Origin of the sequence: Vitiosangium sp. GDMCC 1.1324, from assembly GCF_003044305.1 — a bacterium.
Taxonomy (GTDB): domain Bacteria; phylum Myxococcota; class Myxococcia; order Myxococcales; family Myxococcaceae; genus Archangium.
Window position 1 is genome coordinate 493,453 of record NZ_PZOX01000007.1, and the last position, 22,004, is coordinate 515,456.

Consider the following 22,004-nt stretch of genomic DNA (forward strand, 5'->3'; position numbering starts at 1 on the left):
GGTGCCGCGAGATTCCTCTTGCCGCTGTCATGTCCGGAGGCCTGCCCACCAGGCGGGAGGGGAGCGGGGCCGCGGGCTTGCCCGGCCGCCCGGCGGGGAGCATTGCCTCGTGTGTCCAACGGCATGCGCATCGTTGAATGCATGAGGACCGAAGCCCTGGGATGGTTCAGTTCGTTGGTGCTGGTACTGACCATCTGGACCCAGGTGTTCAAACTGTGGAAGTCGGGGGTCAGCCAGGGCGTGTCGAAGTGGCTCTTCGTGGGGCAGATCACCGCCTCCACGGGCTTCACCGTCTACAGCATGCTCGTGCACAACTGGGTCTTCGTGGTGACCAATGCCCTGATGTTGGTGAGCGCACTGGTGGGGATGGTCATCGTGTTGAAGCTCCGGCGTGCCGAGCGCCGGTGCACGCCAGACCCCGCCAGGGCATAGCCTGCCTGTCCGCTGTCCGGGCGGGCGCGGGGGCGGTGGGGTTGGCCGTGCGGGAGGGTCCGATCAGATTGCCGGGGACTTTGCCGGAAGGGCGGGGAGGACGTGATGGCACGCAAGTCCGAGGTGGAGAAGCTGCGGAGTCTGGCGCAGCTGGACGTGGACGCGGTGGGGGCCTACGACGCGGCCATTGCCCGGGTGAAGGAGCCGTTGGTGCGCGAGCGGCTGAACGAGTTCCGGGTGGACCACGTGCGTCATGTGCAGGACCTCAACGCGTTCATCCGCCGTTTCGGCGGGGAGCCGGTGGAGCTGCGGCCGGACTTGAGGGGCGCGGCGATGAAGGGCCTGACGGCGATGACGAGCCTGATGGGGACGGAGGCGGCGCTGGTGGCGATGCTCGGCAACGAGGAGTTCACCAACCGGGCCTATGAGCTGGCGCTGAGCTTCGAGTGGAGCCCCGAGGTGCGCTCGCTCATCGAGAAGAACCGCCGGGACGAGGAGCGGCACATCACGTGGATAAAGGAAGCGGTGCGCAAGCGTCCGTGGGTGGGCGAGGAAGCCGAGGCCCAGGCGTAAGGCCTGGGAGAGGGCGGGGGGGAGGGTCTACATTCCGGGGGAGGAGTCCCGCGCGAAGCGTGGAGTCCCGAGCCCTGGAGGCCTGTCGTGAGTGACACCCTGCCCGCGTTGCGTGCCACCCTGTCGGAGCTGGTCGCCCTGGACACGACGTCTTCGCGCCCCAACGCGCCCCTGGTGGAGCTGGCGCGGGGGCGGCTGGAGGCGGCGGGCTTCCAGGTGGAGCGGGTGACGTACCGGGACGGGGCGGGGGTGGAGAAGGTGAACCTCGTCGCGGTGAAGGGCGGCGGGGGCGAGGAGCGGGCGGGGCTGGCGCTGGTGGGGCACACGGACTGCGTGCCGTATGACGCGGCGTGGACGGACGCGCTGCGGCTGACGGAGCGGGACGGGAAGCTGTACGGCCGGGGCGCGTGCGACACCAAGGGCTTCATCGCCTGCGCGCTGCACGCGGCAACGCACTTCACGGGGCGGCTGCGGGCGCCGTTGATGGTGCTGCTCACGGCGGACGAGGAGGTGGGCTGCGAGGGGGCGAAGCTCCTGGTGACGCAGGGCAAGGGGCGGGCGAGGCACGCCATCGTGGGCGAGCCCACGTCCCTGGTTCCGGTGCGGGCCCACAAGGGCTACTGCCTGGCGGAGGTGGAGGTGCTGGGCCGCGAGGGGCACAGCGCGTACCCGGACGCGGGGGCCTCGGCCATCTTCCGCGCGGGGCGCTTCCTGCAGAAGCTGGAGACGCTGGCGCGCACGCGGCTGCGCGAGGAGCGGGACGAGTCCTTCGAGCCGCCCTTCACCACGGTGAACGTGGGCCTCATCAGCGGGGGCAAGGCTCCCAACGTCATCTCCGGGGCGTGCCGCTTCACGGTGGAGTGGCGCCCCATTCCCCGGCAGCCGAAGGAGCGGGTGATGGAGCTGCTGGAGTCCATCCGGCACGAGCTGGTGCGCGACGAGCCCGGCTACGAGGCGCGCATCCGGCTGCTGCGCACGGAGCCGGCGGTGGACACGCGCGCGGACGCGGAGGTGGTGCGGGTGCTGGCGGAGCTGTCTGGCAATGCGCCCATCACGGTGCCGTTCGGCACGGAGGCGCCGCAGCTCACGGAGCTGGGCGCGGAGGCGGTGGTGTTCGGTCCCGGGGACATCCGCGTGGCGCACCAGACGGGTGAGTTCGTACCCATGGAGGACCTGGTGCGGTGCGAGGCGTACCTCACTCGGGCCATCGCGCACTTTTGTGGCACGGCGGTTCCCGACGCCAGACGTTGAGCGTCACGGCGCGACAGTCCATGGCCCGGGACTTTTCGAGAGGGGCAAAGATGACCCGGAGCGAAGTTCGCGGGGCGCATCAATCCAGTAGGCAGACCTGACCTGGATGGTACAGTTCCACGCGGTGGGACTGGGCATGGACCCGAGAGCGTCGCGCAGGCCACGGGGAGGAGGCCGCGACATGCAATTCATCCCCTTCGAAGAGGGCATCGAGGTCAAAGGCCACTCGGTGAAGTCCGTCGTGGACGGCTTCAACACCTTCGCGGTGCTCGGCAGTGCCTATCTGTTGGACGAGGGCATTGGCACGCCGGCGCCCAACGGCCTGGCGAACCTGGACCTGGAGGGGTGGTATCCGCAGCGCTCGTGGTTGCTGTGTTTCCAGCAGATTGGCAAGCAGTTGGGGGATGGGCTGCTGATGCAGGTTGGCATGGCCATACCGCGCAATGCCGTGTTCCCCGAGGGCATCGAGGACATCCACGAGGCCATCCGGTCCATCGACGTGGCCTACCACATGAACCACCGCAAGAACGGCCGGCCCATGTTCGACCCGGAGAGCGGGCGCATGCAGGAGGGCATCGGCCACTACGGCTACGAGCCGGTGCCGGGAAAGCGGAAGATCATCTGCCTGTGTGAGAACCCGTATCCGTGCGCGTTCGACCATGGCCTGCTCACGGCCATGGCCCAGCGCTATCAGTCCAATGCTCGCGTCACCCACGACGAGGCGGGCCCGTGCCGCAAGCAGCGGGGCGACCGCTGTACCTACGTCGTCTCCTGGTAGGCGAGCGCCCTGCCGCCAGGGACATCACACGGTGTCCGTGGCGGCTCGCTCCCCGAGCGGAAGGGCTGCCGTGGTGGATTGCCCCGAGGGGCTCCTGGGGGGAGCAAATCGCGGGGCCCCCCTCTCTTCCCTCCGACCCCTCCTGATACCCTGAGGCCAGAACGGACCATGGCAGCGCTCAACTCTCTCGGCACCACTGGCCGCGTCCTCCTCGTGGACGACAGCCCCATTGCTCTCGAAGCCATCGGCTCCCGGCTGCAGGAGAGCGGACTGGATGTGGTGATGACGACGTCGCCACGGGAGGCCGTCGCACTCGCCACCGAGGGACCGCAGCCCTTCGATCTCCTCATCCTCGATGTGATGATGCCGCACATCGACGGCCACGAGCTGACGCGCCGTCTGCGCGACCACCCGCGCACCAACAACACGCCCATCCTCCTGCTCACCTCGCTCGACACCACCGATGATCGCGTGCTCGGCCTGGTCTCGGGTGCGGACGACTTCTTCACCAAGACGGCGCCGGACGCCGAGATGCTGGCGCGCGTGCGCTCGTTCATCTCGCTGGGGAAGATGCGCGCGCAGCTGCAGGCGCAGCACGAGGCCATGGCCCGCGTCATGCGCGAGCCGGAGGCCCCCACGCCGCCCCAGGCCCGGGTGGAAATCATCCACCACATGCCCGTGGTGAGCGAGCGGCTCGCGAGGGCCCTGAGGGGCTCGCCCGTGGGCGGCGAGTTCCAGCTCACCCAGCGCGCGTCCTCGCAGCGCATGGCCACCTCGGACGCGGACCTGCTCGTCGTCAGCTACCCGGTGGCGCTCGAGGGAGAGGCGCCGCTGCTCAAGCGCTTCGGCTTCGACGAGGAGGCGCCCGCCATCCTCGTGGTGGACGAGACCGAGTCCACCGCGCGCCGGGTGATGGCGTTCGACTCGGGCGCCGATGACTACCTCACCCTGCAGACGCCCATGGCCGAGCTGGCCGCGCGCCTGGGAAGCGCCCTGCGCCGCCAGCGCCGCCAGCGTCAGCTGCGCAGCTCGCGAGACCGGGCCATGCTGGTGGCGGTGACGGACCCGCTCACCGGGCTCTACAACCGCGCCTACTTCCACGAGGCGCTCGGCGTCGAGTTCCGGCGCGCCCAGCGCTACAAGCACCCGATGACGCTGGTGCTGCTGGACCTGGACCACTTCAAGCAGGTGAATGACAACCTAGGCCACAGCGCTGGAGACGAGGCCCTGCGCGAGGTGTCCAAGCGGCTGCGCCAGACGGCGCGCTCGACGGACGTGGTGGCCCGTCACGGGGGCGAGGAGTTCGCGATGATCCTCCCCGAGACGGACCTGGAGCAGGGGCTCATCGCCGCCGAGCGCTTCCGGGCCGCGGTGGATGGGGCCCTGGTGACGGGGGCCCGGGGTGGCAGCCGCGCGCTGACCATGAGCGCGGGCGTGGGTTGTTTCCCCGCGCACACCTCCTCCATCTCCGAGCTCATCGAGCTCACCGACGCGGCGCTGTACACCGCCAAGCGCCAGGGGCGGAACCGGGTATGTGCCGTCTCGGTCAGCCAGGAGCCCCCATCGCCCGCAATCCCCGCGGCCGCCGCTCCCAGCGTGGGGACGTCCGGCGTCATGGAGCGGTTGCGCCGGCTCGTGGCGGAGGACCTGGAAGGCCCGCTCACCGCCACGCGCACGGCCGCCCGCATGCTGCATGAGGCCTCGGATCCGGGCGACACGCTGCACACGCTCACCTCGCAGCTCCGCCAGTCCACCGACGAGGTGCGGCAGGAACTGCTGCGGGTGATGGATGACCTCTCCCGGGCCATCCTCGAGGCGGGCCGTGCGGGCGCGGCGCATGGCGAGCACAAGTGAAGCCTTCCCCGGACGTCGCCATTCCGCTCGAGCAGGACTCCGCCGCGCTCCCCTTGAGGGAGCTCAGCCTCGGAGCCCCCGTGTCACGCGCGTTCCTGCTCGGGAGCGCCGCTGGGGTGTTCATCGCCCACCTGGCGCTCTGGCTGTGGGTGTCATGGACCCGGGGCCCGGCCCTGACGGACATCCTCGACCGCTGGGACGCGAGCCACTACACCCTCATCATCCGTGAGGGTTACAGCGGCGAGCACTGGGCGTTCTTCCCGCTCTACCCGATGACGGTGCGGGCCGTGGCGAGCGTGCTCGGCGTGGAGCAGGTGCAGGTGCTGGGCGCGGTGCTCTCGACCGCCGCCTTCCTCGGCTTCGCGCTGCTCGTCGCACGGGCCCGCGAGCGGGACGATCTGCCGGAGGGGTTGATGCCCCGGACGCGGCTCGGGTGGCTCGTCTTCCTGCTCGCCCCGGCCAGCTATGTCTTTCATTCGCACCACACGGAGTCGCTCTTCCTGGTGCTGTCCTCGCTCGCCCTGTTCTTTGGTGCGACGCGGCGGCCCGGGTGGGGGGGCCTGCTCGCGGCCCTGTGCGTGCTGACGCGCAACCAGGGCGCCTTCGTCGTGCTGGCCACGGCGGTGTTGGCCGCCACGCGGGAGCAGGGCGGGGCGCGGCGGCTGCGCGCCTTCGTCCTCGTGGGAGCGCTCGGGGCGCTCGGGGCGCTCTGCTTCCTCGCGTTCGAGTACCTGGCCGCGGGGACTCCGCTGGCGTTCCTGCATGCGCAGAACGGGTGGCACCACGCCGACTCGGTGGCGGCGGTCTTCAAGACCTTCATCTTCGGCAACCCCTGGCAGAACACGCGCAGCCCCTACCTGCTGCGCTACGGCGTGTTCTGGGTTTGCCTCATCGGCACGTGGTTCCTGTCGCGCCGGCAGCCCGCGCTGGGGCTCTATGCCGCGCTCTCCATGGCCGTGATGCTCCTGCAGGGCGAGGTGGCGAACGTGTTCCGTTTTGGCACCGTCGTCTTCCCGCTGCTCTTCTTCCTGGGGGACCGGTGCGCCCGGCGTCCGGTGTGGTTCCAGGGCGTCGTGGTGGTGGCCCTGCTCCTGCTGAACCTCGCGACGGCGCGGGGGTACGCCGTGGGCCGGTGGGCGTACTGAGCCTCGACGGAGAAGGGGCGAGGGGCATAGGAGGCCACCTGTTAAGGTGGCCCGATGCGAAAGCTCCTCGTTGGATTGCTGTGCATGACGGTGGGTTGTGCCACCACCGCCACCTCGACCACTCCCTCCGCGCCCTCCTCCAGTGGCGCCCCCGAGGCGTCCGCGAAGACCGAGGTGAAGGACCCGGTCTCGCTCGACACGCTGAAGGCGGAGATTCAAAAGGCGCGCGAGAGCAAGGATTGGCCACGCCTCCAATCGCTCGCCCGCGAGCTCGCGCAGCGCGAGCCGGAGAACGGGGAGGCCCTCGCCTACGCGGGGATGGCGAGCATCATGCTCGGCCAGAAGGAGGAGGGCATCGCGGAGCTGGAGAAGAGCGTGACGGTGAAGGACAGCGCCCCCATCCGCTACATCCTGGCGAGTGTGCTCCGGGGCGAGGATCAGCCGCAGCAGGCGCTGGAGCACTTGGAGCGGGCGGTGGCGCTGGACGAGGAGGCGGTCCAGGCCTGGTACGACCTGGCGCTCCTGCGAGCCCAGGTCGGCAAGATAGATGACGCCTTCGCGGCGGCCGATCGGGTGAAGGCACTGGCCCCCGAGGCACCGCAGGCGGAGGCGCTGTTCATGTTCCTGTCCCAGTGGCACGCGGCGATGAGGGTGCCCCCGGAGGCCGCGGCGCATAACGCGCAGGGCTCGAAGCTGGCCACCGAGGGGCATGTGGAGGAGGCCATCACCGAGTTCGAGGCCGCGCTGAAGCTGGCCGCCGACTACGCGGACGCGCACTACAACCTCGCCCTGCTGCTGAGCCGGAAGGGGGAGAAGCCGCGGGCCGAGCAGGAGTATCGGAAGGCGATTCCGGGCTTCCACGAGCGAGAGAAGCTGCTGCGCGCGGACGCGCAGAACAACCTGGCGTTCCTGATGGTGGAGCGGGGCGTCAAGACGGAGGAGCCCGTCACCCTGGTGCGCGCCGCCATCGCGGTTCGGGGCGAGCGGGCGAGCTACCTGGACACGCTCGCGCGGGCCTGTGACGCCAGGAAGGACAAGGAGTGCGCGGTGGAGGCCTTCCGGAAGCTGCTCGCGTCCAGCGCGAAGCTGCCGTTCGACGTGAAGACCCACGCCGAGCAGCGGCTCCAGGCCCTGGCCCCGTAACGGGCTGCCTCAACCAGGCCGTGTGGCCTCGACGGAGGCTCGAGCCGAATGCCCGAGCCTCCTGACTACGCCTGGGGCAGGGCGCAGGTGTGAAGGTCGCGTAGCACCTTCCTGGCCTCGACGATGAGCGCCTGGTCCTTCACCTGCGCGTCCAGCTTCACCACCAGCTTCATGTCCGGGGTGAGCCGGTAGACACCCTTGGACTTCTGCACCAGGGCCGCCACCCGCATTCCGTCCAGGAGCGCGTCCGCGCCCAGCGTCACCACCAGCCGGCCCGGGCCTCCCTCCAGCCCACGCAGCCGCAGGTCGCGCATGTCGATCTTCAGCAGCGTCTGCTCCGAGAGGTTGTCCACCTCGTCCGGCGCCTCGCCGAAACGGTCCACCAGCTCGGAGCGCAGGTCCTGCACCTCGTCCGGATTGCCGGCCTGGCTGAAGCGTTTGTAGAAGACCAGCCGCTGGTGCACGTCCGGCACGTAGTCATCCGGGATGAGCGCCGGGATGGGCATGGTGATTTCGGGCTCGATCTGCACCCTCGGCGGCTCGCCCCGGACCTCGGACACCGCCTCCTCCAGCAGCTGCGCGTACAGGTCGAAGCCGATCGCCGAGATGGACCCCGACTGCTCGGCGCCCAGCAGGTTGCCCGCGCCGCGAATCTCCAGGTCGTGGCTGGCGATGGAGAAGCCCGCGCCCAGCTCGGTGAAGCGCTGGAGCACCTCCAGGCGCCGCTGCGCGTCCTTGCTGATCGCCGTCCGCGCCGGCACCAGCAGGTACGCGTACGCACGCTCCTTCGAGCGGCCCACGCGCCCTCGCAACTGGTAGAGCTGCGCCAGACCGAACGTGTCCGCCCGGTTGACGATCATCGTGTTGGCGCTCGAGATGTCGATGCCGCTCTCGATGATGCTGGTGCACAGCAGCACCTGGTACTTCTTCTCGGTGAAGTCCAGCATCGCCTTCTCGAGCTGCCCCTCGCCCATCTGTCCGTGCGCCACGCCGATGGTGATGTTCGGCACCAGCTTCTTGAGGGTGTCCTCCATCGCGGGGAGGGACTCCACGCGGTTGTGCACGAAGAAGACCTGGCCGCCGCGGGCCACCTCGCGCTCGATGGAGTCCTTGATGGTCTGCTCATCGAACTTCATCACGAAGGTGCGGATGGCGCGCCGATCCTGCGGCGGGGTGGCGATGATGCTCATCTCCCGAACGCCGGACATGGCCATGTGGAGCGTGCGGGGAATCGGCGTCGCCGACAGCGTGAGCACGTCCACCTGCGAGCGCAGCCTCTTGATCTGCTCCTTGTGCTTCACCCCGAAGCGCTGCTCCTCGTCCACCACGAGCAGCCCCAGCTCCTTGAAGGCCACGTCCCCACCCAGCAGCTTGTGCGTGCCGATGAGGACGTCCAGCTTGCCCTCCTTGGCGCGCTTGAGGATTTCCCGCACCTCGGGGGGCTTCTTCATCCCGGAGATGACCTCCACCGTGACGGGGTAGTCCTTGAAGCGCTTCTTGAAGGACAGGTAGTGCTGCTGGGCCAGCACCGTGGTGGGCACCAGCACCGCCACCTGCTTCCGGTCCAGCGTCGCCTTGAAGGCGGCGCGCATCGCCACCTCCGTCTTGCCGTAGCCCACGTCGCCGCAGACGAGCCGGTCCATCGGCTCGGTCTTCTGCATGTCGGCCAGCACGTCCTCGATGGCCTTGGCCTGGTCCGGCGTCTCCTCGAACTCGAAGTCCGCCTCGAATTGGGCGTAGTACCGGTCCGGCGGGCTGAAGGCGTGGCCCGGGTGTGCCCGGCGCGCCGCCGCGATGTTGAGCAGGTCCGCCGCCATCTTGAGCAACTGCTCCTTGACCCGCTTCTTCGTCTTCTCCCAGGACGTGCTCCCCAGCTTGTCCAGCGTCACCGTGGTGGGGTCACCGCCGGTGAACTTCTGGATGAGCCGCATGCGGCTCACCGGGAGGTAGATCTTGTCCTTGCCCGCGTACTCGAGGACTAGGAAGTCCCCGGGCACGCCGTTCACCTGCATCTTCGTCAGGCCCGCATAGCGGCCCAGGCCGAAGTCGGTGTGGACGATGATGTCGCCTTCCTTCAGGTCCTTGAAGCCCGAGGCGAACGCATCCAGGCTCTTCGAGCGCCGCACCCGCCGGCGGGCCCGCGCTCCGAAGATCTCCTCGTCCGAGAGCACGGCGAGCCCGCCCGCGCCATCCACGAAGCCATGGCTCACCTCGCCCGTGAAGAGGTGCGCGGAGACCGAGGGCTCATAGAGCTTCGCGGCATCCGCGAGCGGCTCGGTGTGGACGCGGACCATCACGTTGCGGTCCAACAGCAGACGCTTGAGCCGGTCCGCCTGGCTGAGGGTCCCGCAGGCCACGGCGCACGCGATGCGGGTGTCCCGCCAGCGCTGGAGCCGCTCGACGAGCGGGGTGAGCGCGCCCTCCTCACCGTGGTGGGCGAGGATGGCCTCGCGCACGTCCTGCGTCGTGCCGAAGGGGAAGTGCACGGGGGCCGCCTCGCCCTGGGTGAGCGACAGGCCTCCGCCCTCCAGCACTCGGAAGGCCGCGAGCCTCTGGTCCACCTGCGCGCGGGTGAGGAAGTGCTCCTCGGGAGGGTAGGCGAGGTCCTGGCGCTCGTCGGACGCCCGTGCGGAGCGCTCCACCTCGGTCCACAGCTCCTCGGCGATGCGCTCCTGGCCCAGGGGATCATCCAGGTAGAAGAGCGGCTCCGGGTGCCAGTGCGGCAGGTAGTCGAAGACGGTGCCCAGTCCGCCCTCGAAGAAGCCGGGCAGCAGCCCCTCCAGGCCGAAGCCGGGCAGGCCCTCGCGGATGGCGTCCAGGCGTTCGCGCAGCTGCGAGGTGGGCAGGTTGATGCGGTCCGCCACGGCGCGGGCGGCGGCCTCGGCGCGCGTGCGCGTCTGCTCGGAGAAGATGACCTCGCGAGCGGGCAGGAGGATGATCTCCTGGAGCGAGTCCACCGTGCGCTGGGTCTCCGGGTCGAAGACGCGGATGGACTCGATGGTGTCGCCGAAGAACTCGAGGCGGACGGGCTTGTCGTAGAGCGGGCTGAAGACGTCGATGAGGCCGCCGCGCACGGAGAAGGTGCCCAGGTCCTCGACGAGCGGGCTGGACTGGTAGCCCATGTTGGCGAGCTTGCGGGCGAGCGCGTCGCGGTCGACGTCCTGCCCCACGCGGACGAGCTCGGACAGCTCGTTCATCACCCGGGGCGGCAGCACCTTGCGGAACAGACCGCGCAGCGACAGCACGAGCGCGGGGAAGCGGGTGCCCCTGGCGAGGTGGAAGAGGGCTCCGAGCCGATCCGCGACGGCATCCGCATCCGGGGAGAGCTCGTCGTAGGGGAGCACCTCGTCGGCGGGAAGGCGGAGGACGTGGGGCTCGAGCGGGGTGCCCTTGCCGCCCAGGAAGAAGGCGAGGTCGTTGGCGAGCGCATCCGCGGCCTCCTCGTCGGGGGCAATGCAGATGAGGGGAGCCTTCAGGGTGCGAGTCAGGCGGGCGAGCGCATGGCCTCGAGCGGCTCCCTGGAGACCTTGCGTGCGGACACGCTGCCCGGCGCGCAGCAGTTCCTGCACGCGGGCGAAGGGGTCCCCTGTCACGGGAGACGTGCGGAGAGCCTCCGCGTCGAGCTTCTGGGTAAAAGGAGTTTCCATCCGGGGGGGCGCCTTGGTGGGCCCCCCGGTAATTAGGAGCCGGACCCGTGTGGGTCAACGGAAGAGAGGCGGGCCCGGTGGGAGAGCGTCAACCAGGGCCACGGCCTACAGGTGCCTACTCAGCCAACCACCCGGAAGTCCTCATCATCGTCGTCCTCGTCGCCGTCGTCATCGTCGTCGTCCCCCCCGTTTCCACCATCGAGGAGGGGCGCGGGACCGAGGCGGGCCTCGGCGGGGGACGCGGCGGGAAGCAGGCGGCCTGCCGAGCCGAGGAGACTGGAGAGGGCAAGCAGGGAGACGAGGGCGGCAGTGAGGGTACGCATGGGGAATGCCTCCGGTCGCGAGGGGACGAGGACCGCGACAGGGATATTCACCCCACACTCGGAGGGGAATCAGCCCTTCTTGAGGGTGCGGATGTAGGCGACGAGCGAGTCGATCTGCTGCGGGGTCAGCTTGTCCTTGTAGGCCTTCATCTTCTTGTTGCGGGTGGAGCCCTCGGCGATGACCTCGCGGATCTCCGCGTCGGACTCGGCCTGCTGCCAGGCCGCCTGGGACATGTCGACGATGGACTCCTTCTTGCCCATCTGGGTCTGCGCCTTGCCATCCGGTCCGTGGCAGGACTTGCACTTGGCCGTCCAAATCTCGGCGGCGGACTCGTCGGCCTGGGCGGCGGTGGCCAGGGAGAAGGAGAGCAGCAGGGCGAACCGGATCTTCATGGTGGAGTTCTCCAGGAGAGACGTCAGCGGGGGACGAAGCACAGTGTCGACCGACAGGGATGGTCGTGGCCAGGGAAACCGCGAATCCGCCCGGCCTCCGTCCTTGCGGCCTGGGTCCTGACAGGTGCGCTTCGGTGGCACTCGCGACGGACGCCGTGGTTGGATGCCCGCCGCCTGGTGCACGGATGATGAATCACCCACCATCGGATTCGGAGGCTGCGGCGAGAGCTCCCGGTGAGCGCTGGCTCCGGCGAGACCTGCTCGGGGTGTTCGTGGGCGCGGCCCTGTTCTTCCTGGCCCTGCTCTCGCGTGAGTACATCGGGGACGGCTACCGCTGGCTCCCATACCTGACCGGGCGGGACGTGCCCGGGCCGGGAGGAAACAACCACTTCCTGACTCCGTACCTGGGATGGGGCGCCTGGCGGCTCGTGCAGGGCACGGGATTCTCCTCGCTGCTCGCGAGCGTGACGGAGCGGCCCGTGGCGCTCGCGTTCTTCCAGGGGCTCAACGCCCTACTGGGCGCGGCGGGATTGGTGGCACTCTTCCTGCTGCTGCACCGCTGTGGAGTGTCGCGGCGTGGCGCCTGGCTTGGCGTGGCCCTCACGGGCCTGTCCCATGCGTACCTGCTGCATGCCACGGACATGACGGAGCCGATGGCGTCCGTGCCCTGGATGCTGCTCGCGGCCGCCGTGGTGCGGCGTGCGCCCGAGTCGCGGGGCTCCCGGTGGCTGGGCGGTGCGCTGGCGGGCCTGAGCGGCGCGTTCTACCTGACGTCGATTGGCGTCTGCGTGCTGCTGGGCTCGATGGTGGGCTTGCGCTACCTGCGGCACCGGCAGCTCGGGCGCGGGGTCGTGGCCGTCCTGGAGGTGGGCCTGGTCGCGGTGGGCACGCTGCTGGGCATCCTCCTGGTGGGGCGGTGGCTGAGCGCGGCTCCCGTTGCCGTGGGAGGGCATGCCCAGTCCTTCTTCGAGCTCCCCACGGGGGGTGGTCTCTTCGGGCACTTCGACCCCCGCCACCTGATGGGGGCCGTCTTCGGCTTCGCCAACGCGTTCGCGCCGCTGTGGGACTGGCTCGGGGCCGCCCGCCTCCTGGAGGCTCCGAGGGCGGTGCTGGCCTACAACCTGACCATCCTGGCCCTGCTCCTCGCTTTCGTTGTCGCGGTGGGCCTGCGCCTGCGCCGCGCGGCGCCCATGCTTCTGCGCTCGGACAGGGCGGCCGACCTGGCGGGAGCGCTGCTGTGGACGGTCTGCACCTACCTGGTCGCGAGCTACTGGTCCGCGACCTACGAGAAGCTGTGGATGGGGGGCGTGGTGGGCAGCACGCTCGTTCTGTGCCTCCTCTTCGAGGGAGGGGAGCCGGAGGCCCGGGAGTCCGAGTCACCCGTACGCCACTGGTTCCCGCTGGCACCGGTGGTGCTGCTGGTGCTCATCAGCCTCGTGGCGGGGGGCGTGAGGCGGCGGGTGATGCCCAACGAGGACCTGCACGTGGCGACCGAGCTGTCCAAGCGCCTGCGGCCTTCGGATGTCGCCATCTGCGCGGGCTGGGACGAGCCGAGCTCCCTGCTGACCCATGTCGTCACGCCCTCGTTCGAGTGCTGGAGCATCGTGAACGAGATGATCGCCACGAGGCTGCGCCCGGAGGTGTTCACCGCACGCCTGCGTGCGCTCGTGGACCAGGCGCGAGCCGAGCACCGGCGAGTCTACTTCTTCGGGCTGCTGGACCAGAGCGAGGAGGAGTGGCGGCGCTTCAACGGGGAGCGCCTGAAGCTGCCGTACTCGGTGCTGGAGCCGTACCGGGGGCAGGCCGTCGTCGTCGAGCGGCTGAGGGGCAAGGGAGGCGCGGAGTTCACGCTCTACCAGCTCTGCGATGCGAGCACTCCGGGCTGCCCCCCGACGGCGTCCCAGACATCCGTGCCGTGAGGCGGGGTCAGCCCCGGTGGCGCTCGGCCACGCGGTAGAGCTGGGTGAGGGAGAAGTCCAGCAGAGCCTGGCGCGAGCGCATGTAGCGGTGGGCTCGGACATACGGGAGCCAGACGCGGTTGCCCACGATGACTTGCATCTCCCCGAGCTTCTTGCGCGGTACCCACCGCCCGCCCAGGTGGCGCACCAGGAGCTCGCCCATGTACGCGCTGATGGCGGGTATGGCGTGCTCGTCGATGTTCTTGCGCTCGAAGCGCTCCGGGAAGTTCTCGGACCAGAAGTGGAGGTCGACGTCCGTGAGGGACTCTGGGGCCGCCTCGAAGACCGAGGGCACCTTGGTGTGCAGGAGTGCCACGAGGCGCTCGGCGAGAGTCGAATAGTACCTGCAAACGAGGGCCTGGTCGTTCACGTCCGAGGGCAGAGCCGATTCCGAGGGGAACCACTCGTCCGGCTCAGGGGGCTGCCAGGCGTTGAATTCGGCAATCTTGCGCTGGCGCTCGCTGATGGGGACGTGGTCCACCACGCGCGAGAGAAGCGGAGCCATGTCCGGAGGGAAATGAGGCTCCACGGGGGCGAGCGTGGCGCTGCGCTCGCGCAGGGTGCGCAGCACGGTGTCGAAGTCGAGGTCTGGCCGGAGGTGGGCGTAGGCTCGGGCCTGGGCCTGGCGAGCCTCGTCGCTGGCGAAGTCCGCCGCGATGGGCCAGGTCACCAGGAGGATGGAGCCGTTGGGCAACTCCTCCACCCGCTGGGCTGGCGTGGAGAGCATGCGCTCGCGGCCGACGGTTTCCACCAGCTTCGGACCGAAGACGTTGAGCCAGGACACCTCGTAGAGCTTGTCGAACCCGTCTCGTATCGAGGTCTGCATATCGCGGCCGAACCAGGGAGCACCCGACAACTGGTCTTCCGCCAGGCTGTTGGCCGAGGCGTAGGTGACCGGATAGTGGGAGGCCCAGGCGCGGACCATGTCGACGAACCTGCGGCAGCGCTCCTCCTCGGCGAAGAAGGAGAGCGGTTGGATAGCGACCCAGATGTTCAGCCTGAGAGGGCTGGGCGGGAACCAGAGACTGAAGGCCATATCCAATGCGGGCCACTTCGTCCGATAGAGCCCGAGCCCCATGCTGTTCTCATCGCGTCGTTCCTCCAGGGCTTTCCAAATGGCGGCGCGGGAGTATTTGCGTCGCCGCTTGCCCTCGACGACGTCCGGCATCCACTCGCCCGCATACTCCTCAAGTGCCTGGAGAAAGGGCTCCAGCTCGCGCTCGAGTGCAGCTTGCTGGTCGAAGGTCGCTTCGAAGGAGAGCCGGAGACTGTCCTCAACGCCCAGGTCGTGGAACTCCAGCGCCTTCATTGAACCAACACCTCCACTCCCTTGACCGCGTTCTGTGTTTCATTCACAGCAAACTGTAACCTTCCCGGAGCCTTGGGTTTGAGGCTGTCGCCCTCGTAGATGAGGCGGACCCTTTGGACCCGCACACGGAGCTTGAGTGAGGGCCGGCGGATGTCCAGAGTCCCTCCGTAATACCGAAGTGCGTCGCGCGCGTCCGCCGTCATCTGCGCCTTCAAGAGGTCTCCTGTCAGCGACGCGAGGTTGCGGCTCTTGAAGCTGAAGGTCTCCACGCGGGGCGGCTGGCCCGCAGGCGGTTGCTCCTCGATGACGAGTACGTCCGCGTAGCGCACGCCGGGAACGCCCTCCTTCGCCACGCCCACGTTTGTCTCGACGCGCGGCATGTTGAAGTCCTTGAGCCACCGGCGTTGCGCCCGCGGAAGCGCCGCGTCGGCGCGAAACAGGGCCACCATGATTCGCTCGAATACCAGCCCTCGGGCGAACAGCCCCCGCATCTGCTCGTAGGCCTCCCACCGGAGGGGCCCCTCGACCGCCTTGCCCTGCGCCAACTCAGCCAGCCGTTTCCCCCGGTAGGTCACGTACTCGCTCCAGAGCGCGGAGCCTTCGGGCACTCCCGGCGGCGGAGCCTCCAGCGAGGGACGCTGCTGCTTCAGCAGGGCCACGTCCGCGGGCAGGCGCGGACCCGCGGTCTCCAGCTCCGCCTGGAAGAGTTTGGCCTCCACCACCTCGGGGGTGAGGCCAAGCTCCACATCCACCAGCGAGGCCATGCCGCCGAAGCTCTTCTCGGCGCTGGCCCTGGGGCGTGCCGGCTCCTCCGCCACGTCCGCCACTCCCCCGGAGCTCTTCCCCGCACCGCTTCGTGCCGCCTGGGGGCCCGCGCGCTGAGGCTTCGCCTGAGACAACCAGACTTGTGCCTTGGCCACGTCGCCCCGAGCCTCGAAGAGGGCCGCGGCGGCGGGCTCGCCCCCCGCGCCGACGAAGGCGGCGGCCTCCCGGTTGGCTTGAATGTACCGGGCCAGCTCTCGAATGCCGTCCGCGCCCAGCCGCGCCTCCAACTGCCGCGCCATCTCCTTGATGGCCCCCAACCGCAGCTCCATGACCTGGAGTCCCATCCCGGCGCTCGTGACACCTCGGGCCTCCGAGAGGTAGCGCATGGCCTTGCCGCGTGCGTACAAAGCGCCCATCAGCGCCGCGGGAGCCAGCTCGCGCGTGGCCTGCTCGTATTGGCCCTGGGTCAGCGAGTACAGCCCGTGGCCCGACCCGGCCACCAGGTGGTAGAAGCCCAGTGGCATGCCGAAGGTCAGGTGGTCGAAACACCCCAGCGCCACGCTGTCCGGAGCGAAGTGCTGCCGCATCAGTGCCCGCTCCACCTCGTGGAAGGACTCCCGGTAGGGCGGCGGCAATTGGAGGAGCTGCGCGGACATGTTCATGTAGCGAGCCCCATCGCTTTGCTGGGTGCTGTTGAGGGCGTCTCTGGCAGCGCGGCCCAGGCCCCGCAGGACGTCACCGGGTTGCTCGCCCCGATCGGCGTAGTCCGAGAGTTTCAATCCGCGCCGCTCCAACTCGGCGCGGACGGCAGGCATGAGTCCCAGTGTCTGGCCGAGCTGCTTGTCCCGGGCCAGCAGCACAAGTACCTGCTTCAGCTCGTCGTCGAAGGCCGAGTGGAGGACGAAGGTGGCGAATACCTCGGCGTAGACAACGCCATACTCCTCGGTGGCATAGACGAGGTAGGAGGCTCGCTTGCGGTTGAGGACTTCGGCGGCGTCCGCACCCAGGGGCCCCAGGGCGCCGAGCCGGACGGCGTGCCAGTCATCCAATGCCTCCACCAGCCGGGGCATGTCCACCCCACGCTGAAGCTCCATGAAGTCCGCGACCGAGGTGCACGCCAGGAAGGGGGCGAGGAGCTCCTCGGAATCACCGGAGGACAGGTTGGGCCAGCCAGGGGGGCGCGCCTCTTCCTCCAGGCAGCCCGTTGCCCGTCCCCCTTGAAAGGCGTCGGTCGTCTGCTCGGGAAAGCCTCCCGCGCTTCCCATCCCTTCCGTTTGCACGAGAGAGGTGGCCGGGTGCTTCGGCCTGGAGTCGGAGAGGCGCGAGGGCACTGGCGAGTGGAGGTCGTGGCCACTGCTCAGGCGGCCCCCGAGCGGATGGCCCATGGCGCAACCACCGAGTAGCACCAGCGCCATCAGTGCCACGAGGAGCGGGCCGAGGTGTCGCCCTACCGGGAGCGGTCCAACAAAACGGGTGGACATGCTGCACCTCACCAGCGAGCCGGAATGGTGTCAAACACCTCGCCTGGATGTGGGATTTGCTTCCGGGAGGGCTGGCGCATCGCGCTCATCCGCCGCGTTCATGGGTGGGGAGAGGCTCCAGCGGCAGTCCGCGGCGCGACAGCGGGGGCGGGACTCCGTGGCGAGGTGCCCTGAGGATCGCACACCGGGTGCTCCGCCTCGTCGACGCGGAAGACGACCAGAAGCTGCTGGAGTGCCTGGGCTTGATGAGCCAACTCCTCTGCGGTGGAGGCCAGCTCTTCAGCCATTGCCGCGTTCGTCTGGGTCACCTGGTTCATCTGCACCATCACCTTGTTCACCTGCGCCACACCGGTGGCCTGCTCGTTCGAGGAAGCGGCCACCTCGTGGATCAGTTCCGCCGTCGTCCGGATGGAGGGCACGAGCTCCGACAGGAGCACCTGGGAGTGTTCGGCTTCCTTGACGCTGGAGTTGGCCTGCGCGCGGATCTCCCTGGCCGCGGCCTGGCTCCGTTCGGCCAGCTTGCGCACCTCCGACGCCACCACGGCGAACCCTCGGCCGTTCTCTCCGGAGCGTGCGGCCTCGATCGCCGCGTTCAGTGCCAGCAGGTTGGTCTGATAGGCGATCTCTTCGACGATCGAGATCTTCTCTGCGATGGTGTTCATCGCCAATGCCGTCTCGCGGACAGCCTTGGAGGTCTCCGCGGCATGGGTGGCGCCCTCGCGCGCCATCTGTGCCACCCGCTGGCTGTTCACACCGTTCTTCGAGATGGAAGCACTCATCTCTTCCATGCACGAACTGGTTTCCTCGAAACTGGCCGCCTGCTCGCTGGTGCCCTGGGAGAGGACCTGGGAGGTCGAGGACACCTGCGAGGAGGCCGAGAGCAGTCCATCCGCTCGGACCCTGACCTCGTGGATGATTTGCGAGAGCCGCAGCGACATCGCGCTCATCGCTTGCTGAAGCCTTCCGATCTCGTCCTGGCGGCCCTGCTCCATCCGCTGGGTCAGATCGCCCGTGGCGATGTTCTCCGCCACCCGTACTGCATCCAGGAGGGACTTCAAGATCCGGTGCACGTTGAGCACCGTGGCCGCGAGCACGAGCGAGATCCCCAGAGCGATGAAGAGCGCCAGGTTTCGGGCCGCGGCGCCAGAGGTGGCCAGCAGGTGGTCCACCGGCTGGATCACCTCGAGGACCCCGCGCACGTCGCCCAACTTCCAGCCGCGCTTGGGAGAGCGGGGGTGGGTGTTGTGGCAATCGACGCAGGCCTGCGTCGTCATCCTGTCCGCGATCGCGTAACGGAGCGCCGGGACGCCTTCGAACTCGGTCAGCCGCCAATAGCGCTGATCCGGATTCGCGGTGAGGAATTCGAGCGCGTCCCGCTCGAACGGGTCTCGCGGGCCTCCATCCGAGCGGAAGGGAAAGGGGAACTCACTGTAGAGCCGGAGGGTGAAGCCCTGCTTCTGGCTCACCAGGGAGTTCAACTGATGCACCAGGGTAGCCGGCAGGGGAATGGCTCCCGGATGCTCGGTATAGTCGTGAGTCGCCTCCACGCCGTTGGCTTGCGCGCGCGCCACCACATTTCGGGTGTAGTAGCCGCGCAACGCGTCGACCTGAGCGATGATGCGCTCGGCCGACTCCACCGCCATCTGCACCATCTGGTCGCGCGAGACTTTCACCACATACCAGGTGGTCACCACTCCCAGGAGTGTTCCCAGGAGCATGATCGGCAGGAGGGTCCTGGCCCGGATTCCCAGCGTCTTCATGGGTCTAGAAGCCCCCCGGTCCATCGAAGCCCATCAGGCGGGTGAGTCGCTGCTGCGTGGAGTGGAGCTGGAAGTTCCTCGACGTGTCGATGACAGATTCCCCCTGAGAGTCATTCAGCCTACTGCTTGCGACATACCCACCGACAAGGCACCGGACTGGGGCCGCACGTCGCATGGCCGCCTGGTAGGCGAGGGAGGATTCCGGAGTGGGAGACCCCCCTTCTGTCATCCGAGTGACGACGGTGCTGCACCGTCATTTTTCAGCACCAACCCCAAGCGCGGCGCGTGGTTGTTCGTGGCTCGACAGGTGCGTGGGTGCTCGTTGACAGGTCGTGAGGACACGAAAGATGGTGTCCATGCATGGCTTCCTGCCGCAGCCTCGGTGCGCTCGTCCACGCGGAGCTTCTGGGCCTCCTGCTTCCGCTCGGCCTGGGCGGCGAGGCCCTGGCACAGGCTCCGCCTGAAACGCCGAAGGCGGGACGGCCGTCGGATATCAGCGAGCTGTCGCTCGAGGACCTCCTGAATCTGGAGGTCGTCACCCCCTCGGCGCAGGCCCAGACCGTCAGTGAGGCTCCGTCCACCGTCTACGTATTCACCAAGGAGACCATCCGGCGCCGCGGCTACACCTATCTTGCCCAGTTGCTCGAGGACGTTCCGGAAATCGAGATGCATTTCAAGGCACGGCCCGAGTACAGCGAGCAGATCATCGTCCGTGGAATCCTCGGGCAGGGCAATGAGAAGATCATCATCCTGCTCGACGGCTTCCGCATCGATGCGTTGAGCAAGACCCCCCACTCCGTCGGGCACAACTTCTCCCTGGTGAACGTCGAGCGCGTGGAGGTCGTGCTCGGGCCGGTGTCCGCGCTCTATGGGCCGGATGCCTTCGCGGGCGTCATTCAAATCATCACCCGGAGCGGGGCCCAGGTGCAGGGCGGGCGCGTCACCGGGAGCATCGGCCGGTTCAACACGACCGAGGATTCGTTCGTCGTTGGCGCAAAGGCAGGGGACCTCTCGCTCGCGGTGTCCGGCAGTTACTACCACTCGGACGAGCCCACCCTCCCCAACTTCTACCCGGAAGACTTCCGCTGGTACAACGAGCGGTACAAGACACGGGGTGAGGTCCACGTCTCGCCCTTCGCGCCTGAGGATCTCGTCGTCGTCGTCCCCATCGAACCCTACGCCACCCCGACGAATGATTATTTCCTGAGCGCACGTCTCGATATTGGAGACTTCCGGTTTGGCTATACCCGGCACTACGACCGGCACAGCTCCTCCCTCCCCGAATCGTCGGACCTCGCCCTCTTCATCAAGGACGCGAAGTGGGCGTATACGATTCAGTCGGCCTACGGCCAGTACACCTACCGCAGCGGGGACGAGAAACTCGAGCTCATCACCTCCCTCTCCCTCAACACCTACGAGGTGGATCCCGACTCGGCCTTCATCAACTACGTCACGAGCTACCAGCGCGGCTTCAAGTATGAGCAATTCCTCGTTGGTGAGCTCGAGGAGCGGATTTCCTATCATTTCCTCAGTTGGCTTTCGGGAACATGGGGGCTGAGCTACCGGGACCTCGCCGGTGTCCCCAAGACGGCCGATCTGGCCAAGCGCCTCGACCCCGACGCCTCACCGCCCGAATTCCAGGGGCATGTGTACATCGGCACGGACGTCCGGGACGTCACCGGACGCGACCTGAGCGTGCCAGTGGACTTCTACAACATCCACGAGCAGAACCTCGGCACCTACCTGGAGCTGCGTGCCCAGCCGCGTCCCTGGCTCAATGTCACCGCAGGCGCGCGGTTCGACCACCAGACACGCTATGGGGACAGCCTGACCCCGCGCATCGGCGTGATTCTGCAGCCGCGCGAGGGCACGCGGCTTAAGCTGCTCTACGGCGAGGGGTTCCTCGCGCCCTCGCCGAATGTGGCCTACCAACACTTCGGTTCCTTCGCCCCCGTCACGGACGAGGCCGGCAACATCATCGGCCTGAAGAGCTTCTTCTTCCACCTGCCCAATCCGGACTTGAAGCCCGAGCGGCTCCGCATGGGCGAGATCATCGTCTCACAAGACTTCGGGGACGCCGTTCGGGTCAGCGCCAACGGGTACCTGAGCCATGTCCGCAATCGGTTTGGCGTCCAGCTCCTCGAGAACCAGACGTTCAAGGGGTGGCCGGTTGATGTCGTCGAGCAGCCGATCAACCTCGGCGAGCGTTTCTTGAGTTACGGAGGCACGCTGCGCCTGGATGTGCTCGTGCGCTCGGGCAGGCTCTCTCTCAATCCCTACGCGTCCTACACCTTCACCAGCGGGAAGAGAGGGGAGGATCCCATCCCGAGCGCCGCGATGCACGTGGTCAAAGGCGGACTGGACATCGCGTGGCGGGGGCTGTCGCTGTCGACTCGACTCATCGCACGCAGCAGTGCCTTCCACCCCGTTCTGCGCGACGAGAACGGCCATCTCATGGTCATCCCCGGTTCCACGGTGGTGAACGCACACCTGCGCTACTCGGACATCGTGCGCTTCCACGGCATCTCCCCCTCACTGTGGCTCGACGTCCGCAATCTCTTCGATGCCCGGTACTACCTCGTCTCGGGCGCCGTCGCTCACCTTCCCGGTGTACCCCAGGACCCCCTTCGCATCCTCGTCGGAGCGGAGGTGGCCTTCTGAGCGCCCACGGTCAGCCCGGCTTGTCTTCGCGGTGAGGTCGCTCTCCGTCAGCGCCATGACGAGGCCATGGCTGTCTTCCAGGAGGCGATACCGGACAATCAAACCCTCGCGCACCGTGAAGTGTGTGGAGAAGAGGGACTCGTAGACCCTGCCCGTCTTACGCATCCGGGAGGCGAACTCGCCCGTCGTGACGGCGAAGTCCCCCTCCACGAGCAGGTGTTGCAGCTCGAAGCGGACGGAGTCGATGTTGGCGAGCAGCTGCCGGAAGAACGCGGCGACCTCATGCCGGTGATGCCGTCGGCCCAGCCAGGGCGCCAGCGCCTCGTCTCCCGGGATGTACCAGTCCACGTCCTCGGCTAAGAGCTCGGAGATCCTGTCGGGGTCCCGGAGAGCGAGTCGCTCGTAGAAGCGGGTCACCACGGCGCGCGTGGTGGCCGTGGCGGAGTCGTTGGTGGCCATGGGGCGTCTTCTCCTGGGAGGTGTGTTGCCTCAGGAGTAACGAGGGCAGCGCCGCGGGTCGATTACCTCGGA

The 22,004-nt window shown here is 68.2% G+C and carries 15 protein-coding genes and 1 pseudogene; 9 read left to right on the top strand and 7 right to left on the bottom strand.

What is annotated here, in order from left to right:
* Positions 1-141: 141 nt before the first annotated feature.
* The 7 genes from DAT35_RS23075 (at position 142) to DAT35_RS23105 (ending at position 7,176) form a co-directional block, all read left to right on the top strand.
* Positions 142-432, top strand: coding sequence for a hypothetical protein (locus tag DAT35_RS23075; RefSeq protein ID WP_108069331.1), 291 nt, complete (start codon positions 142-144; stop codon positions 430-432).
* 105 nt (positions 433-537) lie between these two features.
* Positions 538-1,005, top strand: a complete 468-nt coding sequence (locus tag DAT35_RS23080) for a ferritin-like domain-containing protein (protein WP_108069260.1) — start codon at positions 538-540, stop codon at positions 1,003-1,005.
* A gap of 87 nt (positions 1,006-1,092) precedes the next feature.
* Positions 1,093-2,256 (top strand): acetylornithine deacetylase, encoded by a 1,164-nt coding sequence (gene argE / locus DAT35_RS23085; protein WP_108069261.1) that lies wholly within the window; start codon positions 1,093-1,095, stop codon positions 2,254-2,256.
* A gap of 181 nt (positions 2,257-2,437) precedes the next feature.
* Entirely contained in the window at positions 2,438-3,034 is a 597-nt protein-coding gene (locus DAT35_RS23090) for a hypothetical protein (RefSeq protein WP_108069262.1), read from the top strand.
* 168 nt (positions 3,035-3,202) lie between these two features.
* On the top strand, positions 3,203-4,888 hold the full coding sequence (locus DAT35_RS23095) for a diguanylate cyclase (protein ID WP_108069263.1): 1,686 nt from the start codon (positions 3,203-3,205) through the stop codon (positions 4,886-4,888).
* Entirely contained in the window at positions 4,885-6,033 is a 1,149-nt protein-coding gene (locus tag DAT35_RS23100; protein ID WP_108069264.1) for a mannosyltransferase family protein, read from the top strand. The genes DAT35_RS23095 and DAT35_RS23100 overlap by 4 nt, the downstream gene beginning before the upstream one ends.
* A 54-nt stretch (positions 6,034-6,087) precedes the next feature.
* Positions 6,088-7,176, top strand: a complete 1,089-nt coding sequence (locus DAT35_RS23105) for a tetratricopeptide repeat protein (protein WP_108069265.1) — start codon at positions 6,088-6,090, stop codon at positions 7,174-7,176.
* A 65-nt stretch (positions 7,177-7,241) separates the two neighbouring features.
* Here the strand turns inward: DAT35_RS23105 and mfd are convergent, their stop codons facing one another.
* The 3 genes from mfd to DAT35_RS23120 all read right to left on the bottom strand — a co-directional run bounded on the left by mfd (position 7,242) and on the right by DAT35_RS23120 (position 11,539).
* Positions 7,242-10,823, bottom strand: a complete 3,582-nt coding sequence (gene mfd / locus DAT35_RS23110; RefSeq protein WP_108069266.1) for a transcription-repair coupling factor — start codon at positions 10,821-10,823, stop codon at positions 7,242-7,244.
* 119 nt (positions 10,824-10,942) lie between these two features.
* Positions 10,943-11,146: a hypothetical protein gene (locus tag DAT35_RS59070; RefSeq protein WP_158501837.1), complete on the bottom strand. Its 204-nt coding sequence runs from the start codon at positions 11,144-11,146 to the stop codon at positions 10,943-10,945.
* 69 nt (positions 11,147-11,215) lie between these two features.
* Positions 11,216-11,539 (bottom strand): c-type cytochrome, encoded by a 324-nt coding sequence (locus tag DAT35_RS23120; protein WP_199242970.1) that lies wholly within the window; start codon positions 11,537-11,539, stop codon positions 11,216-11,218.
* A gap of 185 nt (positions 11,540-11,724) precedes the next feature.
* Between DAT35_RS23120 and DAT35_RS23125 the strand changes: the two genes are divergently transcribed.
* On the top strand, positions 11,725-13,458 hold the full coding sequence (locus tag DAT35_RS23125) for a hypothetical protein (protein ID WP_146209839.1): 1,734 nt from the start codon (positions 11,725-11,727) through the stop codon (positions 13,456-13,458).
* Positions 13,459-13,465: 7 nt separating this feature from the next.
* On the opposite strand, the gene DAT35_RS23130 is transcribed toward DAT35_RS23125, so the two are convergent.
* From DAT35_RS23130 to DAT35_RS23140, 3 genes are all read right to left on the bottom strand, one after another.
* The gene (locus tag DAT35_RS23130; RefSeq protein WP_108069268.1) at positions 13,466-14,806 is read right to left on the bottom strand and encodes a hypothetical protein; all 1,341 of its coding nucleotides are present in this window, start codon (positions 14,804-14,806) and stop codon (positions 13,466-13,468) included.
* Positions 14,803-17,052, bottom strand: coding sequence for a hypothetical protein (locus tag DAT35_RS23135; protein ID WP_108069269.1), 2,250 nt, complete (start codon positions 17,050-17,052; stop codon positions 14,803-14,805). The genes DAT35_RS23130 and DAT35_RS23135 overlap by 4 nt, the downstream gene beginning before the upstream one ends.
* A gap of 98 nt (positions 17,053-17,150) precedes the next feature.
* A complete protein-coding gene (locus DAT35_RS23140; protein WP_233261652.1) occupies positions 17,151-18,836 on the bottom strand; it encodes a methyl-accepting chemotaxis protein in 1,686 nt (561 codons plus the stop codon).
* 336 nt (positions 18,837-19,172) lie between these two features.
* Here DAT35_RS23140 and DAT35_RS23145 point away from each other — a divergent pair, with 336 nt between their 5' ends.
* The gene (locus tag DAT35_RS23145) at positions 19,173-21,473 is read left to right on the top strand and encodes a TonB-dependent siderophore receptor (RefSeq protein WP_108069270.1); all 2,301 of its coding nucleotides are present in this window, start codon (positions 19,173-19,175) and stop codon (positions 21,471-21,473) included.
* Positions 21,474-21,572: 99 nt separating this feature from the next.
* Here DAT35_RS23145 and DAT35_RS60870 read toward each other — a convergent pair.
* Positions 21,573-21,932 (bottom strand): annotated as a pseudogene (locus tag DAT35_RS60870) (nuclear transport factor 2 family protein); the annotation flags it as partial.
* Positions 21,933-22,004: the final 72 nt, after the last annotated feature.